The organism is Gammaproteobacteria bacterium, from assembly GCA_015709615.1.
Classification (GTDB): domain Bacteria; phylum Pseudomonadota; class Gammaproteobacteria; order Burkholderiales; family Nitrosomonadaceae; genus Nitrosomonas.
On record CP054179.1, the window covers coordinates 1,868,297 to 1,883,188 of the forward strand.

The following is a 14,892-nucleotide window of genomic DNA, read 5'->3' on the forward strand; positions in this document are numbered from 1 at the left end:
AAACAACGCTAGAAATTCTTACACCTTAGATGAGTTACACGATATTCGCATATCAACAACCATCTTGCATTCTGGTGAGCATTCTATTGCTTGAACTTTAGCAGCGATTTTTCTTGGATTCAGCGTTATCAGCTATGTGCACGATAATTGGCATGTGATCACTATTCTCGATCCAGTGAGAGGGAGTACCGACTTTCAAGGAGGCTCTTTCTAATAGAATTTCTGACAGAAACGCATAATCAATATGATATGGCTTGTCTGAACGCCGATACATGAAAAAAGTAGGTGTATTCTCCTTGCCCTGTTCCTCGCTCCGTTCATGATGGTAAAGACTTCTTAAGCCGATTTCCTGTAGCTGTCGCACGACATCGCTATGATTCCACCAGCGATCCCAAGCATCCCAACATGTGTTACTGTTTAGATCGCCGATAAGAATCGATTCTGGTTGCGTAAGGAAATGCTGATGTTGTTGCAGGTACTTCCAGAGCTGACCAATATAACGAAATGTCGGAGAATTTGCCTGCCGGGTCCACGTTGCTAGCAACGAAATTCGATTGGCTACGATGCAAGGAAGAAACAATTCAAGCGAGCCGGGATCAAGACTCACTGGTTCCAAAGATATATCCGGTTTTGCGAAAACCCCCAATCCCCGGTTCTTATTGCCGCCGACCCACAGATGGTTTTGCGCCCATTTACGGTATGAAACATCCGGGCACCTTGCGGGATCCTCACATTCTTGAATAATGCAGATGTCCGGGTCAAGTGTGGAAAGTATGTCAAGCTTCTTCCTTAAAGCACCATTACAGTTCCAGCTCACGATTCTCATAATTGCCAATCAGAGTTAGATTTCGCTTAGTTCATTGGAAATCACTTTTGCGTGATAATCAAACCTCAACAATAACCCCCTGCAACTCCTGAAACAGCAACCGGAAATTCTTCGGCGGTTTTTCTGCGGCTTTTTCCTTTTGCGCATTGCGGATCAGCAGCCGTAGGCGCTGTAAATCGGCTTGCGGGTATTGTTTGGCGAATTCGGTGAGTGCGTGCTCATCGTTCAGCAAGCGGTCGCGCCAGCGTTCCAATTGATGCAGCCGAGCGGTTTGGTGCTTGGAGGTTTGTTGCCAGGAATCGAGTTTTTGCTGGATCGGCAGGGCGTCGATTTCGCGCATGAGGCGGCCGATGTATTGCAGTTGCCGCCGCCGCGCGCCGTGTTTTTGCATCGACCGAGCCAGTGCGATGGCGTCTACCAAAATTTCCGGCAGATCAAACTCGGCCAGTTTCTTCGGATCCAGTTCCACCAGTTGCTCGCCGATTTCCTGCAAGGCATGCATGTCTTTCTTGCGTTGCGTTTTACTTGGTTCGATTGCTTCTGTGTCGTCGTATTCCGGTTCTTTTTGCACGGTAACCTATGTAATGCAGTGTGAATAAGCTGTTATCATAGCTTCCTCGTTTGAAATCCGCTTATATTTTCATCCCGATTGCACACCATGAATAACTTGACCGTTTCCGATACCCGATTTTCCTATTCCATCAGCACGCTGCAGCAAATCGCTCGCGATATTCTGCAACATGCCCAAAAAGGCGGCGCCAGCGCTTGCGAAACCAACGTGTCCGACGGCTTCGGCCAGACCGCCACGGTGCGGCGGGATGCAGTGGAAACGATCGAATACAATCGCGACAAAGGATTGTCCGTGACGGTGTATATCGGGCAAAAGCGCGGCCATGCCAGTACGTCGGATTTCTCACCGCAGGCGATCAGCGATACGGTAGCGGCGGCGTTGTCGATCGCGCGTTATACCGCGGACGACGATTGCGCCGGATTGGCGGACGCGGAACTGCTGGCCAAAAACTATCCGGAGTTGAATTTGTACTATCCTTGGCAAATCAGCGTCGAAGAAGCGATCGATCTGGCGAAAAGCTGCGAGCAAGCCGCGTTCGCGGCGGACAAGCGCATCACCAATTCCGAAGGCGCGACGATTTCCGTCAGCGAGTCGCAGTTTATTTATGCCAACAGCCTGGGGTTCATGGGTGGTTATCCTTTGTCGCGCCACAGCGTCAGTTGCGCGATGATCGCCGAGCAGGGCGACAGCAAGCAACGCGATTACTGGTACAGCGTGGCACGTGACGCCGCCGATCTGGAACCGGTGCAAAGCATCGGGGAAAAAGCGGGCAAACGCAGCGCGGCGCGTCTGGGCGCGCGCAAAATCGATACCCGTGAGGTGCCGGTTCTGTTTGAAGCGCCGATCGCTTCCGGCTTGATCGGACATTTCGCGAGCGCAGTGAGCGGCGGCAGTTTGTATCGTAAATCTTCTTTCTTACTGAACAGCATCGGCCAGCAGATTTTTGCGCCGGATATCCAGATTCTGGAACGTCCGTATCTGCACAAAGGATTGGCGAGCGGTCCGTTTGACGACGACGGTGTCGCTACCGTCGACCGCAACGTGGTGGAAAACGGTGTCGTGCAAGGTTATTTCCTGGGCAGTTATTCGGCGCGCAAACTTGGCATGCGCACCACCGGTAACGCCGGTGGCACCCATAATCTGATCATGCAAAATGGCGCGGCAATTAGCTTTGACGCGCTGTTGAAGCAGATGGGCAGCGGCCTGTTAGTCACCGAATTGCTTGGTCACGGCATCAACGCCGTCACCGGCGATTATTCGCGCGGCGCTTCCGGTTTCTGGGTCGAGAACGGCGCTATCAGTTATCCGGTGGAAGAGATCACCATCGCCGGAAATCTGAAGGATATGTTCCAGGGCATCGCCGCGATCGGCAACGATGTCATCGTGCGCGGATCGAAACAGTGTGGCTCGGTATTGATCAACCGTATGACGGTTGCCGGGGGTTAAGGAAGTTCCGCAAAACCTACTGGTTTGTTTCTCCTGATTTCGCCTGGCTTGGCCGCCGCTCGCTATCTTTCCCGGAGTATTCTTAATGCTGTGCAAGGATTATTCCGGTGTTCTAAAAACGCGAAATATCCGATTCCCTTCATCAGTATTTTGTCATTCAAGTGATTTTTCTCACAGACCGCTGTGTCCGTTCTTTTTACACTGGTAAAAGTCAAAAGCTAAGTAAAACGCACCAAACAGTATTGATTTATTAATTTGTCTGCTGTTTAACAATGAGTCGTTTATATCGGGAGAAATCATGAAATACTTTTCACGCAAGATTGCAATTTTATTTATCAGCGTATTATTCGTCAGTAATTTTATTGTAATTGGACTCGCATCCGCATCCTCCATCACACTCATCGATCAAGAAAATCCGGGGCCTTATGAGACAACCAATGGTGCTCTTGCACCATTTTCATTCGGCCAATCCTTTACACCGGGTTTCTCTTCGATGAATGCCATTGAATTTTTATTGGGCGGAACCGGAACAGCTGTTGTGAATATACGCGATGAGGTTTTAGGACCGGACGGTTTTGGCGGAACTATAATCGCACAATCGTTGCCGCTATCGTTTAACTATAGCGGCAGTTATTTATTTCGTTTCGATTTCCCGTCTATGGTACCGCTAAACCCGGGGCATACTTATGTAGCTGAGATCTCCCTCATCAGTGGCGATATCGGTGTTCGTCATACCCAGGGAAATGCCTATGGCGGCGGTCAATTCCTTCATCAAGATTTTCCTTTAGATGTTTTCTCCGAAACTGACCTTGTATTCGCGGAAGGCATTATGACGGCTGTTCCAGAACCGGAAAGCTACGTTATGTTGATAGCTGGGCTCGGTTTATTCCTGGCACAGCGAAGAAGAAAATCAACTGAATATTGAAGAATAGCTTTCATCGCCATACCAATACCCATCGTTATTAAATCAGCCGGATCAAATTTTTACAGCTTTTTTGTACAAGGAGGCATAGATGCTGATACGTTACTTTTCACCCAAATCTGCACGCGCATTCGGATTGTTCGGTATCTTAGGATTGCTGTCCGCAAACCCTGTAATGTCTGCATCCCTGCTGCTCGATAGCTTTGACGCACCGGCCCCCAGGGAGTCAATCGTGGTAACGGTTGCGGGAGATTTCGATACACCGGGGGTAGCAGGGGAAATTCAAACTTCTACCCCGGCAGTACCGGGAGGTGTCCGGGAAGCTTTCTTGCATGTATACAATAACCCCCTTAGCAGTGCGTCGGTGCTGCAAGTCGGCGAGGGTAATTTGAGTGTCGCGCAAGGCACAGGCGCCATGGCGGAAACTCTGATTACCTACGGAGCATTTACAAGACCGACTGGCGATCCACATGTCGGCGGACCATTGTTGGGGTTGGATCTTTCCGGATATAACGCATTGAAATTTGATTTTTCCGGCGTAGAGGATTGGTTGAACGTTAATGTGGTCTTTTATACAGCAGTCCCATTAAATCCGTTAACACCGCTTTTTTATTCGCAATCGGGTATTAATATTGTACCGGCCGTTCCTGGAGGACCGCTATCGTTCACCCTGGGCGTATCCAACAATGCCGATTTCAACTGGCATCAGGTGGATGGTGTCGTCGTTGAAATCAATCGTTCCGGGCCGATACCCAGCACCTCTTATACCTTGGATCGACTCAGTTTCGAAACGATAACGCCCGTTCCGGAACCGCAAACCTGGGTATTGCTGCTTGCTGGTTTGAGCGCACTGATGTTATTCAGACGCCGTGACAGCTAACCCCTCGTTTTCTGTATGTAGGCCCGGTTTTGCCTCCCTTAATCGGGTCTACACGCTCAACGCTTCTTCAGCAGAAAAATAAACTCCCGTTCCACTTCGGCCAACGACAACAACTCATTGCCGGTTTGTTCGGCGAAAACCTGAAAGTCGATCACCGAACCCGGATCGGTGGCGACGATTTTCAGAATTTGTCCGCTGACCATCCCGGCCAGCGATTGTTTGGTGCGTAATATGGGCAACGGGCAATTCAGACCGCGCGCATCGAGCTCTTTATCTACTTCATGCATTTTTCAGTCGTGTCGATTTTGTGGCGCATTACTATAATGCCTGCAACTACCAATTCCAAGGGAATTCAAGAGAATAAAACGTGCGATGCTCTGATCATCATGAACGTTCTATTTGCTCAGTTGAAGCATCGCTTCCGGGTTTGCTAGCGCAATATAGGGTGATGGGGCCAACCAAGGTGCGGTAGTACGCGGTCTCTCGCACCGCATGAAATCCGGCTTCGACCATAAAAACCGGCAGCAGGCCGAGCATATGATCGTGAATTTCCTCGAACCAGCGCATAAAGCAAGAGATCAGCCACATACCGGCATCGTGCGGCGCGCCGAAATCTGCCACATGCAGCTCACCGCCCGGTTTGAGCACGCGCAATGCTTCGCGCAACATTAGTTGCTTATCCTGGCGTATTAGATGATGCAGCATCAGACTGGCAAAGATGCGATCGAAACTTGCATCCGGAAAAGGCAGACAAGCCGCCGAACCCAGTTGCAGCATGATATTCTCTCCCGCTTTCTCAGTCTTCTCGCGTGCAATGATCAGTGCCTGAAAATCCATGTCCAATCCATAAACGGCTGCGCCCGGCTCGGTTTGTTTGATCAGTAGCGTCAGCGTTCCGGTACCGCATCCCGCATCCAGCACAGTCTGTCCGGGTTGAAGGTGCGCTTGTGCAATCAACGCCGCCTTGATCCCCGTTTCGGGAAAAAAGCGCCGCATCATGGGATCGTACCAGCGTGTCAGCCAGTGAAAATGAAACGCCGGAATGAAATGTGGCTGTTTTTTCATACCATGGGAATCAACATTCTTGGATACTCTCGTTGAACTATCCGATCCGGTCTTTCGCTGCCGGAAAGATCAATTATTTCGAGACGAATTCCACCGTATTGAGATCGACTTGAATCTTGATTTGATTGTTCACTTGCTCCAGCGTGTCGCTCAACCTGCTTTTGATGCGTCCTTCTTGCGCCGTATGCACGATAAATTTGTCGTCTTCACCCGGTTTGTGCGCAAGAAAGTCATCCAGATCCATACCGGGTTCAAACGAACCGCCAGCCCATTTCAGCGCATCCACGCAACGGCGGAAGATCTTAGGGTAAATGAGCGCACCTTGCTCGGGTCCGAGATCGTCGAGCGTTGTTACAGAGAATTGGCGTGTTTTATCGAGTTTCCAAATCCCGCGCCGGGCGGTTTTGGCTTTTTTGTAAGCTGCGATAAGGCTGGTCTTGGTCTCCAACGCGAGACCGCCGGAGTAAAATCCGAGATAAGCCAACCCCGATTCGACTGCATGATAGTTGTAAGTATTCTTCAGCAATGCTGTCGTCAGCTTTGTTTCGGCGCCGTCTTCCAATCCGGAATCAAGCAAAACAAACGCGATCGGCCTGCCATGCGCTTCAAAACCGTCGGTCAATATTTCCGCACGCTTTGTCCAATGAAAACCGGCCGGTGCAATATCCCAATTCCATTCTTTGGGATTCTCCCCAAGCCATTTCAACAAACCGTTGCGGCTTGCACGGCCATGAGGCTGCGCCGCTCCGCCATAGTGCAATTCAGGTGTATCGATGGCTTGGAAGCGCAGCTGATAACTTTCAGTGCCACTGGCCTCACTCGGTTCGGAATAACGGGGAAGATCGGCAAACAGGGACATGTCATCCGCGATAAAGCGCATGCTGTCTCCATCCGGGGATTGGCGATGCATGACGGCGAGCTGCCCTTTGATCAATTTGTAATAGCCTAGCGACATGAGTTTCTCCTTATCAGCAGTTTTTCAGAGTTTCCCTAAGCAAAGGAACCGAGGAATCGATTGGCTATTATAATCAGCTTGTTTGAATTCGCCAGAAAAAACACCGGCAAGAAAATTACCGTAGAAACGGACCGGCTACTCGCGGCGGATTCCGGCGAAGCGAACCCCCAGCAGGTTAATGCACAACCCCGTAATAATTAGAACCGCAGCAGCGATTTTCCACGCATAGATTGGCTCTCCCATCACGAATGCCGAGCTCGCAAACCCGAACACCGGTACGAGTAGCGAAAACGGCGCGACCGTCGCCGCCGGATAGTGGCTCAACAACCAATTCCACGCTGCGAAGCCCAGCAGGGTAACCGGGTAGGCGTTGTATCCGATGGATGCAAACGAGCGCCACGTCAGCTCGGACATACTTGCGAGATTCCAGGCGTCTTGTTCAAAGATGAATGACACCAGCAACAGCGGTGGCCATGCAACAAAGCTTCCCCAGATGACCAGCGCCAGCATGTCGATCTTACCGAGCCGTTTGGAAATCAGATTACCTGCGCCCCACGAAGCCGCAGCTGCAACGATCAGCACCATGCCCAACGCCGAGATGTCGCCACCCAGATTGGCAGCGACAAGCCCGATACCGCAAAATGCGACGATCGCACCGGTGATTTGCCAGCCGGAAGGTTTCTCATCCAGAAACACGATCGCCAATAACATCGTAAAGAACACCTGCACTTGCAGCAATAGCGAAGCCAAACCGGCGGTCGCACCGGTAGCCATGCCGAAGAACAGCAAAGTAAATTGCAGCGCAAACATCGTGAATCCGAAAATCAGCACGCGCCGGAAAGCGATAGCAGGCCGCTGAACGAAAAAGACCGCGGGAAACGCCGCAAAAAAGAAACGCAACGCGCACAACAGAACCGGCGGAAGCTCGTCAAGCCCTGCCTTGATCATCACGAAATTGAACCCCCAGATCACCGCCACGAAAACGGCCAGTGCGATATGTTGCAGATGCATGGTTTTATGTGCGTAGTCGCAGTGTGAATCAGGTTCTCAGAATAACGGAGATGGAATTCTTGGACGGTTTCTCAAAAATTGAATCAACATGATCTTTTGGTCAAATCGATTCCGATGACTGTTATGTCATCAACTTCCGGAAATTCCGGAGAAATGTGCTGCCTCTGCTTCTGCAGAGCTTCAACCAGCCCGATGAAATCCAGTCGACCACTGTCATGGATTTCCCAATGATGTTGTTCACCTCGATACACGAGAACGAAAATACCTCGGTTAGATCGACTGTCCCGCAAGTAGTCGCCGCAAAGCTGATTCTCAAGTCGCTCAAATAGCTTCGGCCCGCTCCAGTTATCCGCAAGTTTGAGTTCAACAGGAACAGGGCCATCAAAGCTCATTCCCTGGAATCTCAGGTCAATCCTCTTGGCGTCGGCCAACTCTTCTTCTTGAGGAATGGAATAACGCCCAGATGCCTTCTCACGCAACTCTCGTCCAATGAACTTACGCATCTCGGTTTCGAGCCTAACTTCTTTTAGAATGCTGGCAATGCTACTGTCGCCGTGCTCCAAGTCGTGCTTGAGATCCTCAAGCCGAAAAACAGCCAATTCATACAATTCTTTATGATTGCTCGGGGTGCGTTCTAATTGATCGTTAAATTCTTTTACTTGCTCAGGCTTCCAGGTCCCGATATCGCCGTCTTGTTCGGCTTTTGTTTTTGCTTGAAGTATCACCCATTGCCGGGATTCTTTGTTTGGATGTGTCTCAGCAATTTCCCTCAGTGCTTGAAATGATTCTTTACCGGGAATTTGATTCAGTAACTTGAACAAATTGTTCCGTGCATCTTGCGCATCATCTCTTAATCCGGGTGAATAAACGCCTTTTCCAGCACGGTCGATGTCGTCTTCACGGCGAATATATTTGTGCATCAGCAGATAAAGTGATTTCAAATGTTTCGGCGTTTTGAATGCCTGCCGCACCACAGAGCTATCAGTCCTACGTCCTCCCAGCAGTTGGGTAACAAAAATCATCGCGAACAAAGTTTGTTGCTTCGGATCGGATATCGACTCAATTCGGGCAATGAGCGCTGACATTGCTTCATCGGGTGTAACGCTCATCCATACGGCAAACCAACGTGCCACATGATCCCACTCAGTCAAATTGTGGCATTTTTGAGAAGCCAACGCTTCAATTTGATTATCTGTTAATGACGAGCCTTCAACGATCTTAAGCAGTCTATCGAGGTTAGTCAGATTCTTTGGCTCCATGCCATTCAGCAGATCATACAATGCCGGTGCGATTTGAACCCAAGCCCACTGTCCTGTCCAGCTCAAATCGCTGATGATGTAATGCGTTTCAGCTTCCGGTGTTTCTATCGACAATTCATAGCGGATTTCTTGCATGAGAAAATTGCTTACAAGCTGCGGGTATGTTTCGAAAAGCCGAGGGAACCAAAGCGGAAAACCATTCAACTCAAAGCTCGCGTATCTGCAAGCCAACTCAACTTCATCGGGATTCAAATGCTTCGGCCAATCTTTAGTTTCACGGGTCTCAATTTCAAGACCAACCAATCCAATAATGACTTCGTAAGTTGTTTTATTGAACGGTGCGCCTTCTGATCGTAATTTCGGTTTGTAATGCCGCCAAAAACAAACAGTGCCATCGCGATAAAATCGCGCGACTTTTTCCCCATACTCGGGTATCAGCACTCGCCAGTTATAATCGGTCCAGCGATTCGTTGAATTTTTCGTTTTCCTGGTTTGATCGAAAAGATACAGCAAATTATTTGTGAGAATTCCGGGACTCTCACGAAGCGCGGCTGAAGCTTCGTTAAGTTTCTCGTTAAAGTATTCCTTCCAGTCCGCCAGATTTTTTTCTTGTTGCTTTTGGTAAGTCTTATGCTGCCTGTTCCATTTCGATTCTTCTTGTTTCAGACGTCGATAAATTAAATCTTGTGCAGGAGGCTTTAAATAAGAACTAAGGCGCTCGGATAGCTCCTTACTGTCAGCAACCAGTTTTTTCAGTTGCCTACGCCAGACAGCTGGCCGACCAGCTTTTTTGTAAAGATCAAAAGCCAATGACAAAGCAACCAATCGATCATCTAGAAACGCTCGATTAGAAATTTCTTCGGTAATAGATTCAAAATCGCTTTCCTCGAATCGCCAGAACGGCCGGAATGGAACTTGATAAAATTCGGTCAACCGTTCCCCATTGCGTTTATCTCTGGCATTTCTGGACTTTCGCACTTCGAACCAAAATAACGCGCTATTCAATTCTTTCCACGCAGGAATCAGATTTGAAAACTCTGCCTTGAAATCAGATGAGCGGTTGATTTCGTATTCACGTACAGAAGGCAGTTTATAGAGAATTTCGAGTGCATGCGGTTTGAGTGAGGCAGGATGACGAATCGAAATCAATCGTTCAACTGCCTTGCAGGCCGGTGCAATCAACCACTGAAATTGCTCGGATATTTCGCAGAACCACTGCTCAATTACCGGCGGCAAATCCAGTAATTTGTTAAAGCTTTCAATAATTTTAGGTAGCAGTTCGATGTCTGCCTCTTCAACAAACGCTGTTAAGTTGTGAAGCAAATTGTCACCATAATAATTTTCAACCGGCTGAAGCTTTTCTAAACCTGCCAATAGCCAAGTTAGCGCCTGTTCAGTGGGTTTCCTTCCTTCAACAAGCTCGGCAAGCCATTCACGGTTAAGTTTTGGTGCTTCGGTTAGAAAATTTTGACAGATATGCTCTTGATCTTCTTTGGAACCGATTGCCTTGATGGCTCTGAACGCCACGATGCGCACATAACGCTCCGCCTGAGGATTGAGCGCAACCTCCATGACTTCCTGCCGCGCACCTTCAAGCTGTCCGATCCATACCATGCGAAGCAGGAATGCCTTCAAGTCGTCATTATTGGCATATTCCCGGAGCAATGCCAGCACGTCATCGGTCAGATCGGGGCCTGCAAATCGCTGCACTGCTGCTTCGTCTCGCATGCTGCGCCCGGTTGTATTACTGGCCATTTGTTCGCAGACATCGCGTAGCACACTCCGGCGCACTGCTACTGGTAATCGACTCGGATCGCCTCCTTCAAAAAGGATTTCCGGCGCCAGTTTGCGGACACGGTCTCCGATTTTCTCGTCCCAAAGGATCAACCAAGGCAAGATAGGACGTAGCGTGGGAGCGACAATATCCAAACCGTACTGATTGCGAAAGAATAATGCTTCGATATTCCGCCGCGATGTTTCGCGCTTGAGCAATCCGCCAAACCACTCGGAGGTTAAGTATTCCCGTACCGAACGATGATGAAAGCGCACCGTGCCATAAATCGCTTCATCGAAAATTGGCAATGACAACAGTGTCGATTGATCCTTGCTATTCCAATCCGGCAGTACGGATCGAACATCGATTCCTTTGGAATTAGCGCTACCGTCCGGAACCTTGATTGTTGATTCACGCATCAGTGTCGCTGCTGCTGCCAGTAACCTTGCTCCCTGTCGAGCACGCTCTACCGAAAGCGGACTGACATCGGCGCGATCCGGGTCGCGCTCAGTTAATCTGCGTTCGATGCTGTTTTGCATGATCTCGAAACGGCTCCCGATTTGGTTATGATCTAGCCAGAATCCGATTAATTCCTCCAAGTCCTGAGGACGTGCTGTAAACGACCACGCATCCGCGCGTTCCACTGCATCGAGAAAAGCCTTGCTATCTGCTATTCCTCGCGCTTTGACAAAAACTTCGATTTGATCGGATGCGAGATCATCCAGTGCAACGATCCTGAAGATCGAAGATGTTTCACCACGTGAATCTTGCTGGGTTTGAATATTGCTATCGGGTGCAATATCGTCATCAGATTCAATATTTTTCGTCTGTAGGCTGCTTGCGGATGTATGAAGTCTTGCATAAGGAAGCCAAGTTTCGCAGTAAGTTAAATCGGTCTCGGGTCGCCACGCTGTTGTTCGGCTGGTGATGACAATATGTACTCGATCTTTTGCGATACTGATTTGTTTACTTAATTTGCGAATCGCGAGTTCAAAGTCGCGAGGGTCTTGAAGACGTGCCTCATCTACCGAATCGAGAAAAAGCCACCCTTCGTTGCTCGATGTTAACCACGCAACAAATTCTTTGTAACTTCCTTCTTCAAAAGAATCTTCAAAATGGTCAGCAACATGTTCCAGGCGAAGAAAAAGCGCTGATTTTTCTTCGCTTCTAAGTGAACGTGCAATGTTACGGATTTCGGTCGTTTTGCCCGAACCGGCTTCGGATAAAACAACCAAGCGGCGCTCTTGAATCAGATCCGACCAGCGCAGGCGCTTATCAGCAGGAAGCCATTGACTGAAGTCCGTGTCATCACTCTCATTCGCCTCTTTCGGCAGATCACGAAAAGTCCTATTCAGCTCTACAAAATCGTTTGCCATGAGAGATCAGGAATCGCATTTTTCATAATCAATGAGGCTGCATTGTATTTTAATTATTTGTAATTTTATCGAGAATCTTGTTTTTTATGGAAACATGGGTCGTTACTCTTGTAGAGATTGTTTATGCAAATAATAAGAATAAGTTTTTCTGATCAGAAATCTCAGATTTTCTGAGGAAGATCATAGAATTTATATGGTTATAGGTTCGGTTAATTAAAAACTGGCAATTGCTGATATTGTCGTTCATAGCGTTGAGCTTTGGCTTGATCCCCGGCTTCTCTCGCTGCTTGCGCTGCGCGGTATAGCGCGTTGCGGCGGTTCGGGGTGCGTTGCAGAGAGGCTTCCAGTTCCTGCAAGGCGGCGGCCGGTTGGTTCAGCGTCAGCAACAGTTCGCCGAGCAATTCCCTGGCTGGGATGACGGCGCCGGGAGTGACGTTGTCTTTTTCGGTCGAATCTTCCAAAGCGGCGGATGCGCGCATCAACCGCAATGCTTCTTCGTTCCGGTTCTCGGCAGCGGCGATCCAGGCGGCAACGGCCAGGCGTTGAATTTCGATTTGACCGGCCGTGTAGTGTTTTTGGGCTGAACGATCGAGATCGCGCAATGCTTCCAGCCTTTGCAGACTGTCTTTCGCATCGGTGACGTTGCCGGTTTTGGCCGCGCCTAGACCTCTGGCAAAATGGATGATCGCTTCGCACCAGCCGAATTGCTGCCACGGGAAATCAGCCGGATGAAGGTGCAGTTTCGCTGCTCCGTGCCAATCACCGCGTTCAACCGTATAACGCGCCGGGATGGCGGCGTAGGCATAGGCTACCGTGGTATTGGACGGTTGCGCGTTGCCGATGGCTTGCACTTGTTGCACGATGTCCCATGCTTTGCCCGTTTCACCCAGTTGCAAATAGGCGTACAGCATATAATCCATGAAGTGAAAGCGCTGATCCCAGTTATTGCTCGACGCGTGCTGCCGGGCGTGTTCCTGCGCGGCCTGGTCCGCCGCCAGATTCGATTGCGCCGCATCTTGCCATTGCCCCAGGCGGATAAAAATATGCGACGGCATATGCAGCGCGTGCGGCACGGCCGGTGCGATTTGCGTGTATGCCCGGGCGGCATCGAGTCCGAGTTCCGCCAGCTCGGGATAATCGCTGCTGTGAATGATGTAATGCGCGACACCGGGGTGCTGCGGTTCATCTTTCAAAACACGTTGCAGCAATTGCAGTGCTTGTTTTTGCTTGACGAAAGTTTTGTCGTCCGGCGCGGCATTCGAAATCAGCGCCAGCGCATAAAACACCGCAGCTTCATGATCATCGGGAAATTCTGTGACGATACGCTTCATCGCTTGTTCGTACGCCAGCTTGCGGCTGCTGTAGTCGTTGCTGTCATCCAGCGGATATAAAGTGGCCGCGGCATTCAAATAAGCTTTTTCCCGGGCAGTTTTGATAGTTAGCAATTTCGTTTGCGAGATGGCGCTGCGCCCTTGTTGCAATTCCGAAGCGGACGGTGTCGTCGCCCATAACTGCTGGTAAAGACTCATGGCAATACCCCAATAACCCATGGCGCAATTGGGATCCGTGACGGTGACCTGGCGGAAAGTTTTTTCCGCTTCGTCGTACCAGAACGAATGCAGCATCGCGACTGCCTGGTTGAATTGCACTTGTGCGGCGGGTGTGCAGGAAACCGGGAAATGCACCTTGCCGAGTTTTTGCTGATCAAGGCCGCCGCCATGGTGATGATTGCCGTCGGCGGTTGCCGCTCCGGCCAGTAACAGCAGGATTGCTAAAATAAAAAAACGTATCAGAAATGTCATCGTAGTTCTCCTCGTGGTGCGCTATCGTCACCGGCCAGATTGTCAAGAATGGGGCATTGCGGGCGTTCGTCGCCGTGGCAATGCGCGATCAATTGCGTTAATGCGTGCGCGATTGTTTGCAACTCGGCGATGCGTGCTTGCAGATCGCTCAGGTGCGCGCTTGCTAATTCTTTCACTTCGCGCGCCGGCCGTTGCCGATCTTGCCATAGCGATAACAGTTTCTTGATTTGCGCCGTGCTGAAACCGGCAGTCCGCGCCCGGCGGATGAAACGCAAAGTATTAATGTCGCGCTCATCGTAACGGCGATAGCCGGAATAAGCACGTGCCGCTTTAGGAATAAGTCCCGTCGTCTCGTAATGACGGATCATTTTTGCCGATACGCCGGATGCGCTTGCTGCTTGTCCGATGTTCATTTTATCCTCATCAATGATGACTGTGTGCCAGCGCATGGCCGCGTCCATGTGCAATCAGCCAGCGGTTAAGCGGAAAAGCGGCGGCACCGGCGATTACCAGCGCGGTGAAGAGACTGTCCCAGAATAACACCGAATCAAGCGGTGCCGCCATCACTCCTGGAATGATCACCATCACTAGATTATCGGCGATTTCCATGATAGCGATCGAAGCGGTATCCGCAGCGAGCGCAATTTTCAGTGCTGCCCGGAGCGGATAGCCGGCCCGCAGAATGGGCAGCATGGTAAGCGCATAGCCGGAAAGAAACGCGAGTCCGGTGGCCAGAACGATTGTTTTCGCAGCGCTCCATTGCAAAGTTGTTCCAATCACCATTCCGGCCACTTTGCCGATGGCGCATCCCATTAAGCAGTGCAAAGTAGCGATGGCGGCTGTGTGATTAAGTGTGTGAATGGCTTGTCATAAACGACTCCCGAGTCATTTGTTAAAGGAGTCCAGATACTAAACCTTGCGATCATTGGAAGGCCAAGCATGCGATTGCAATTTCCCGGCAACCGTTTATTGCAACCTGGAAGATACTCGACTACAATGCGTGCA

The 14,892-nt window shown here is 50.0% G+C and carries 13 protein-coding genes; 3 read left to right on the forward strand and 10 right to left on the reverse strand.

The window, feature by feature from the left end; genetic code table 11:
- Window positions 1-97 precede the first annotated feature (97 nt).
- Window positions 98-826 (reverse strand): endonuclease/exonuclease/phosphatase family protein, encoded by a 729-nt coding sequence (locus HRU77_09085; protein ID QOJ20833.1) that lies wholly within the window; start codon window positions 824-826, stop codon window positions 98-100.
- Window positions 827-884: 58 nt separating this feature from the next.
- On the reverse strand, window positions 885-1,328 hold the full coding sequence (locus tag HRU77_09090; GenBank protein QOJ22116.1) for a DUF615 domain-containing protein: 444 nt from the start codon (window positions 1,326-1,328) through the stop codon (window positions 885-887).
- Window positions 1,329-1,484: 156 nt separating this feature from the next.
- Here HRU77_09090 and pmbA point away from each other — a divergent pair, with 156 nt between their 5' ends.
- The 3 genes from pmbA (at window position 1,485) to HRU77_09105 (ending at window position 4,645) form a co-directional block, all read left to right on the forward strand.
- Complete coding sequence (gene pmbA, locus HRU77_09095) at window positions 1,485-2,843, forward strand: metalloprotease PmbA (GenBank protein ID QOJ20834.1); 1,359 nt, start codon at window positions 1,485-1,487, stop codon at window positions 2,841-2,843.
- Between the two features lie 298 nt (window positions 2,844-3,141).
- Entirely contained in the window at window positions 3,142-3,768 is a 627-nt protein-coding gene (locus HRU77_09100) for a PEP-CTERM sorting domain-containing protein (GenBank protein ID QOJ20835.1), read from the forward strand.
- An 88-nt stretch (window positions 3,769-3,856) separates the two neighbouring features.
- The gene (locus HRU77_09105; GenBank protein ID QOJ20836.1) at window positions 3,857-4,645 is read left to right on the forward strand and encodes a PEP-CTERM sorting domain-containing protein; all 789 of its coding nucleotides are present in this window, start codon (window positions 3,857-3,859) and stop codon (window positions 4,643-4,645) included.
- Window positions 4,646-4,701: 56 nt separating this feature from the next.
- Here the strand turns inward: HRU77_09105 and HRU77_09110 are convergent, their stop codons facing one another.
- From HRU77_09110 to HRU77_09145, 8 genes are all read right to left on the reverse strand, one after another.
- Complete coding sequence (locus tag HRU77_09110; protein ID QOJ20837.1) at window positions 4,702-4,932, reverse strand: sulfurtransferase TusA family protein; 231 nt, start codon at window positions 4,930-4,932, stop codon at window positions 4,702-4,704.
- Window positions 4,933-5,029: 97 nt separating this feature from the next.
- Window positions 5,030-5,710 carry a methyltransferase domain-containing protein gene (locus HRU77_09115; GenBank protein ID QOJ20838.1) on the reverse strand — a complete coding sequence of 227 codons (681 nt, stop codon included), beginning with the start codon at window positions 5,708-5,710 and terminating at the stop codon, window positions 5,030-5,032.
- Window positions 5,711-5,783: 73 nt separating this feature from the next.
- On the reverse strand, window positions 5,784-6,665 hold the full coding sequence (locus HRU77_09120; GenBank protein ID QOJ20839.1) for a hypothetical protein: 882 nt from the start codon (window positions 6,663-6,665) through the stop codon (window positions 5,784-5,786).
- 135 nt (window positions 6,666-6,800) lie between these two features.
- Window positions 6,801-7,676: an EamA family transporter gene (locus HRU77_09125; protein QOJ20840.1), complete on the reverse strand. Its 876-nt coding sequence runs from the start codon at window positions 7,674-7,676 to the stop codon at window positions 6,801-6,803.
- An 83-nt stretch (window positions 7,677-7,759) separates the two neighbouring features.
- Window positions 7,760-12,085, reverse strand: a complete 4,326-nt coding sequence (locus HRU77_09130) for a hypothetical protein (protein ID QOJ20841.1) — start codon at window positions 12,083-12,085, stop codon at window positions 7,760-7,762.
- 209 nt (window positions 12,086-12,294) lie between these two features.
- On the reverse strand, window positions 12,295-13,878 hold the full coding sequence (locus HRU77_09135) for a hypothetical protein (protein QOJ22117.1): 1,584 nt from the start codon (window positions 13,876-13,878) through the stop codon (window positions 12,295-12,297).
- Between the two features lie 5 nt (window positions 13,879-13,883).
- Complete coding sequence (gene cueR / locus HRU77_09140; GenBank protein ID QOJ22118.1) at window positions 13,884-14,300, reverse strand: Cu(I)-responsive transcriptional regulator; 417 nt, start codon at window positions 14,298-14,300, stop codon at window positions 13,884-13,886.
- A 10-nt stretch (window positions 14,301-14,310) separates the two neighbouring features.
- A complete protein-coding gene (locus HRU77_09145; protein ID QOJ20842.1) occupies window positions 14,311-14,700 on the reverse strand; it encodes a DUF4396 domain-containing protein in 390 nt (129 codons plus the stop codon).
- Window positions 14,701-14,892 lie beyond the last annotated feature (192 nt).

Bases quoted from the DNA above. Each gene is read 5' to 3' on its own strand.
- HRU77_09130 (QOJ20841.1), bottom strand. From the start codon at position 12,085: ATGGCAAACGATTTTGTAGAGCTGAATAGGACTTTTCGTGATCTGCCG.
- HRU77_09145 (QOJ20842.1), bottom strand. From the start codon at position 14,700: ATGGGATGCGCCATCGGCAAAGTGGCCGGAATGGTGATTGGAACAACT.
- HRU77_09115 (QOJ20838.1), bottom strand. From the start codon at position 5,710: ATGAAAAAACAGCCACATTTCATTCCGGCGTTTCATTTTCACTGGCTG.
- HRU77_09085 (QOJ20833.1), bottom strand. From the start codon at position 826: ATGAGAATCGTGAGCTGGAACTGTAATGGTGCTTTAAGGAAGAAGCTT.
- HRU77_09105 (QOJ20836.1), top strand. From the start codon at position 3,857: ATGCTGATACGTTACTTTTCACCCAAATCTGCACGCGCATTCGGATTG.
- pmbA (QOJ20834.1), top strand. From the start codon at position 1,485: ATGAATAACTTGACCGTTTCCGATACCCGATTTTCCTATTCCATCAGC.
- cueR (QOJ22118.1), bottom strand. From the start codon at position 14,300: ATGAACATCGGACAAGCAGCAAGCGCATCCGGCGTATCGGCAAAAATG.
- HRU77_09125 (QOJ20840.1), bottom strand. From the start codon at position 7,676: ATGCATCTGCAACATATCGCACTGGCCGTTTTCGTGGCGGTGATCTGG.
- HRU77_09110 (QOJ20837.1), bottom strand. From the start codon at position 4,932: ATGCATGAAGTAGATAAAGAGCTCGATGCGCGCGGTCTGAATTGCCCG.
- HRU77_09100 (QOJ20835.1), top strand. From the start codon at position 3,142: ATGAAATACTTTTCACGCAAGATTGCAATTTTATTTATCAGCGTATTA.
- HRU77_09090 (QOJ22116.1), bottom strand. From the start codon at position 1,328: ATGCATGCCTTGCAGGAAATCGGCGAGCAACTGGTGGAACTGGATCCG.
- HRU77_09120 (QOJ20839.1), bottom strand. From the start codon at position 6,665: ATGTCGCTAGGCTATTACAAATTGATCAAAGGGCAGCTCGCCGTCATG.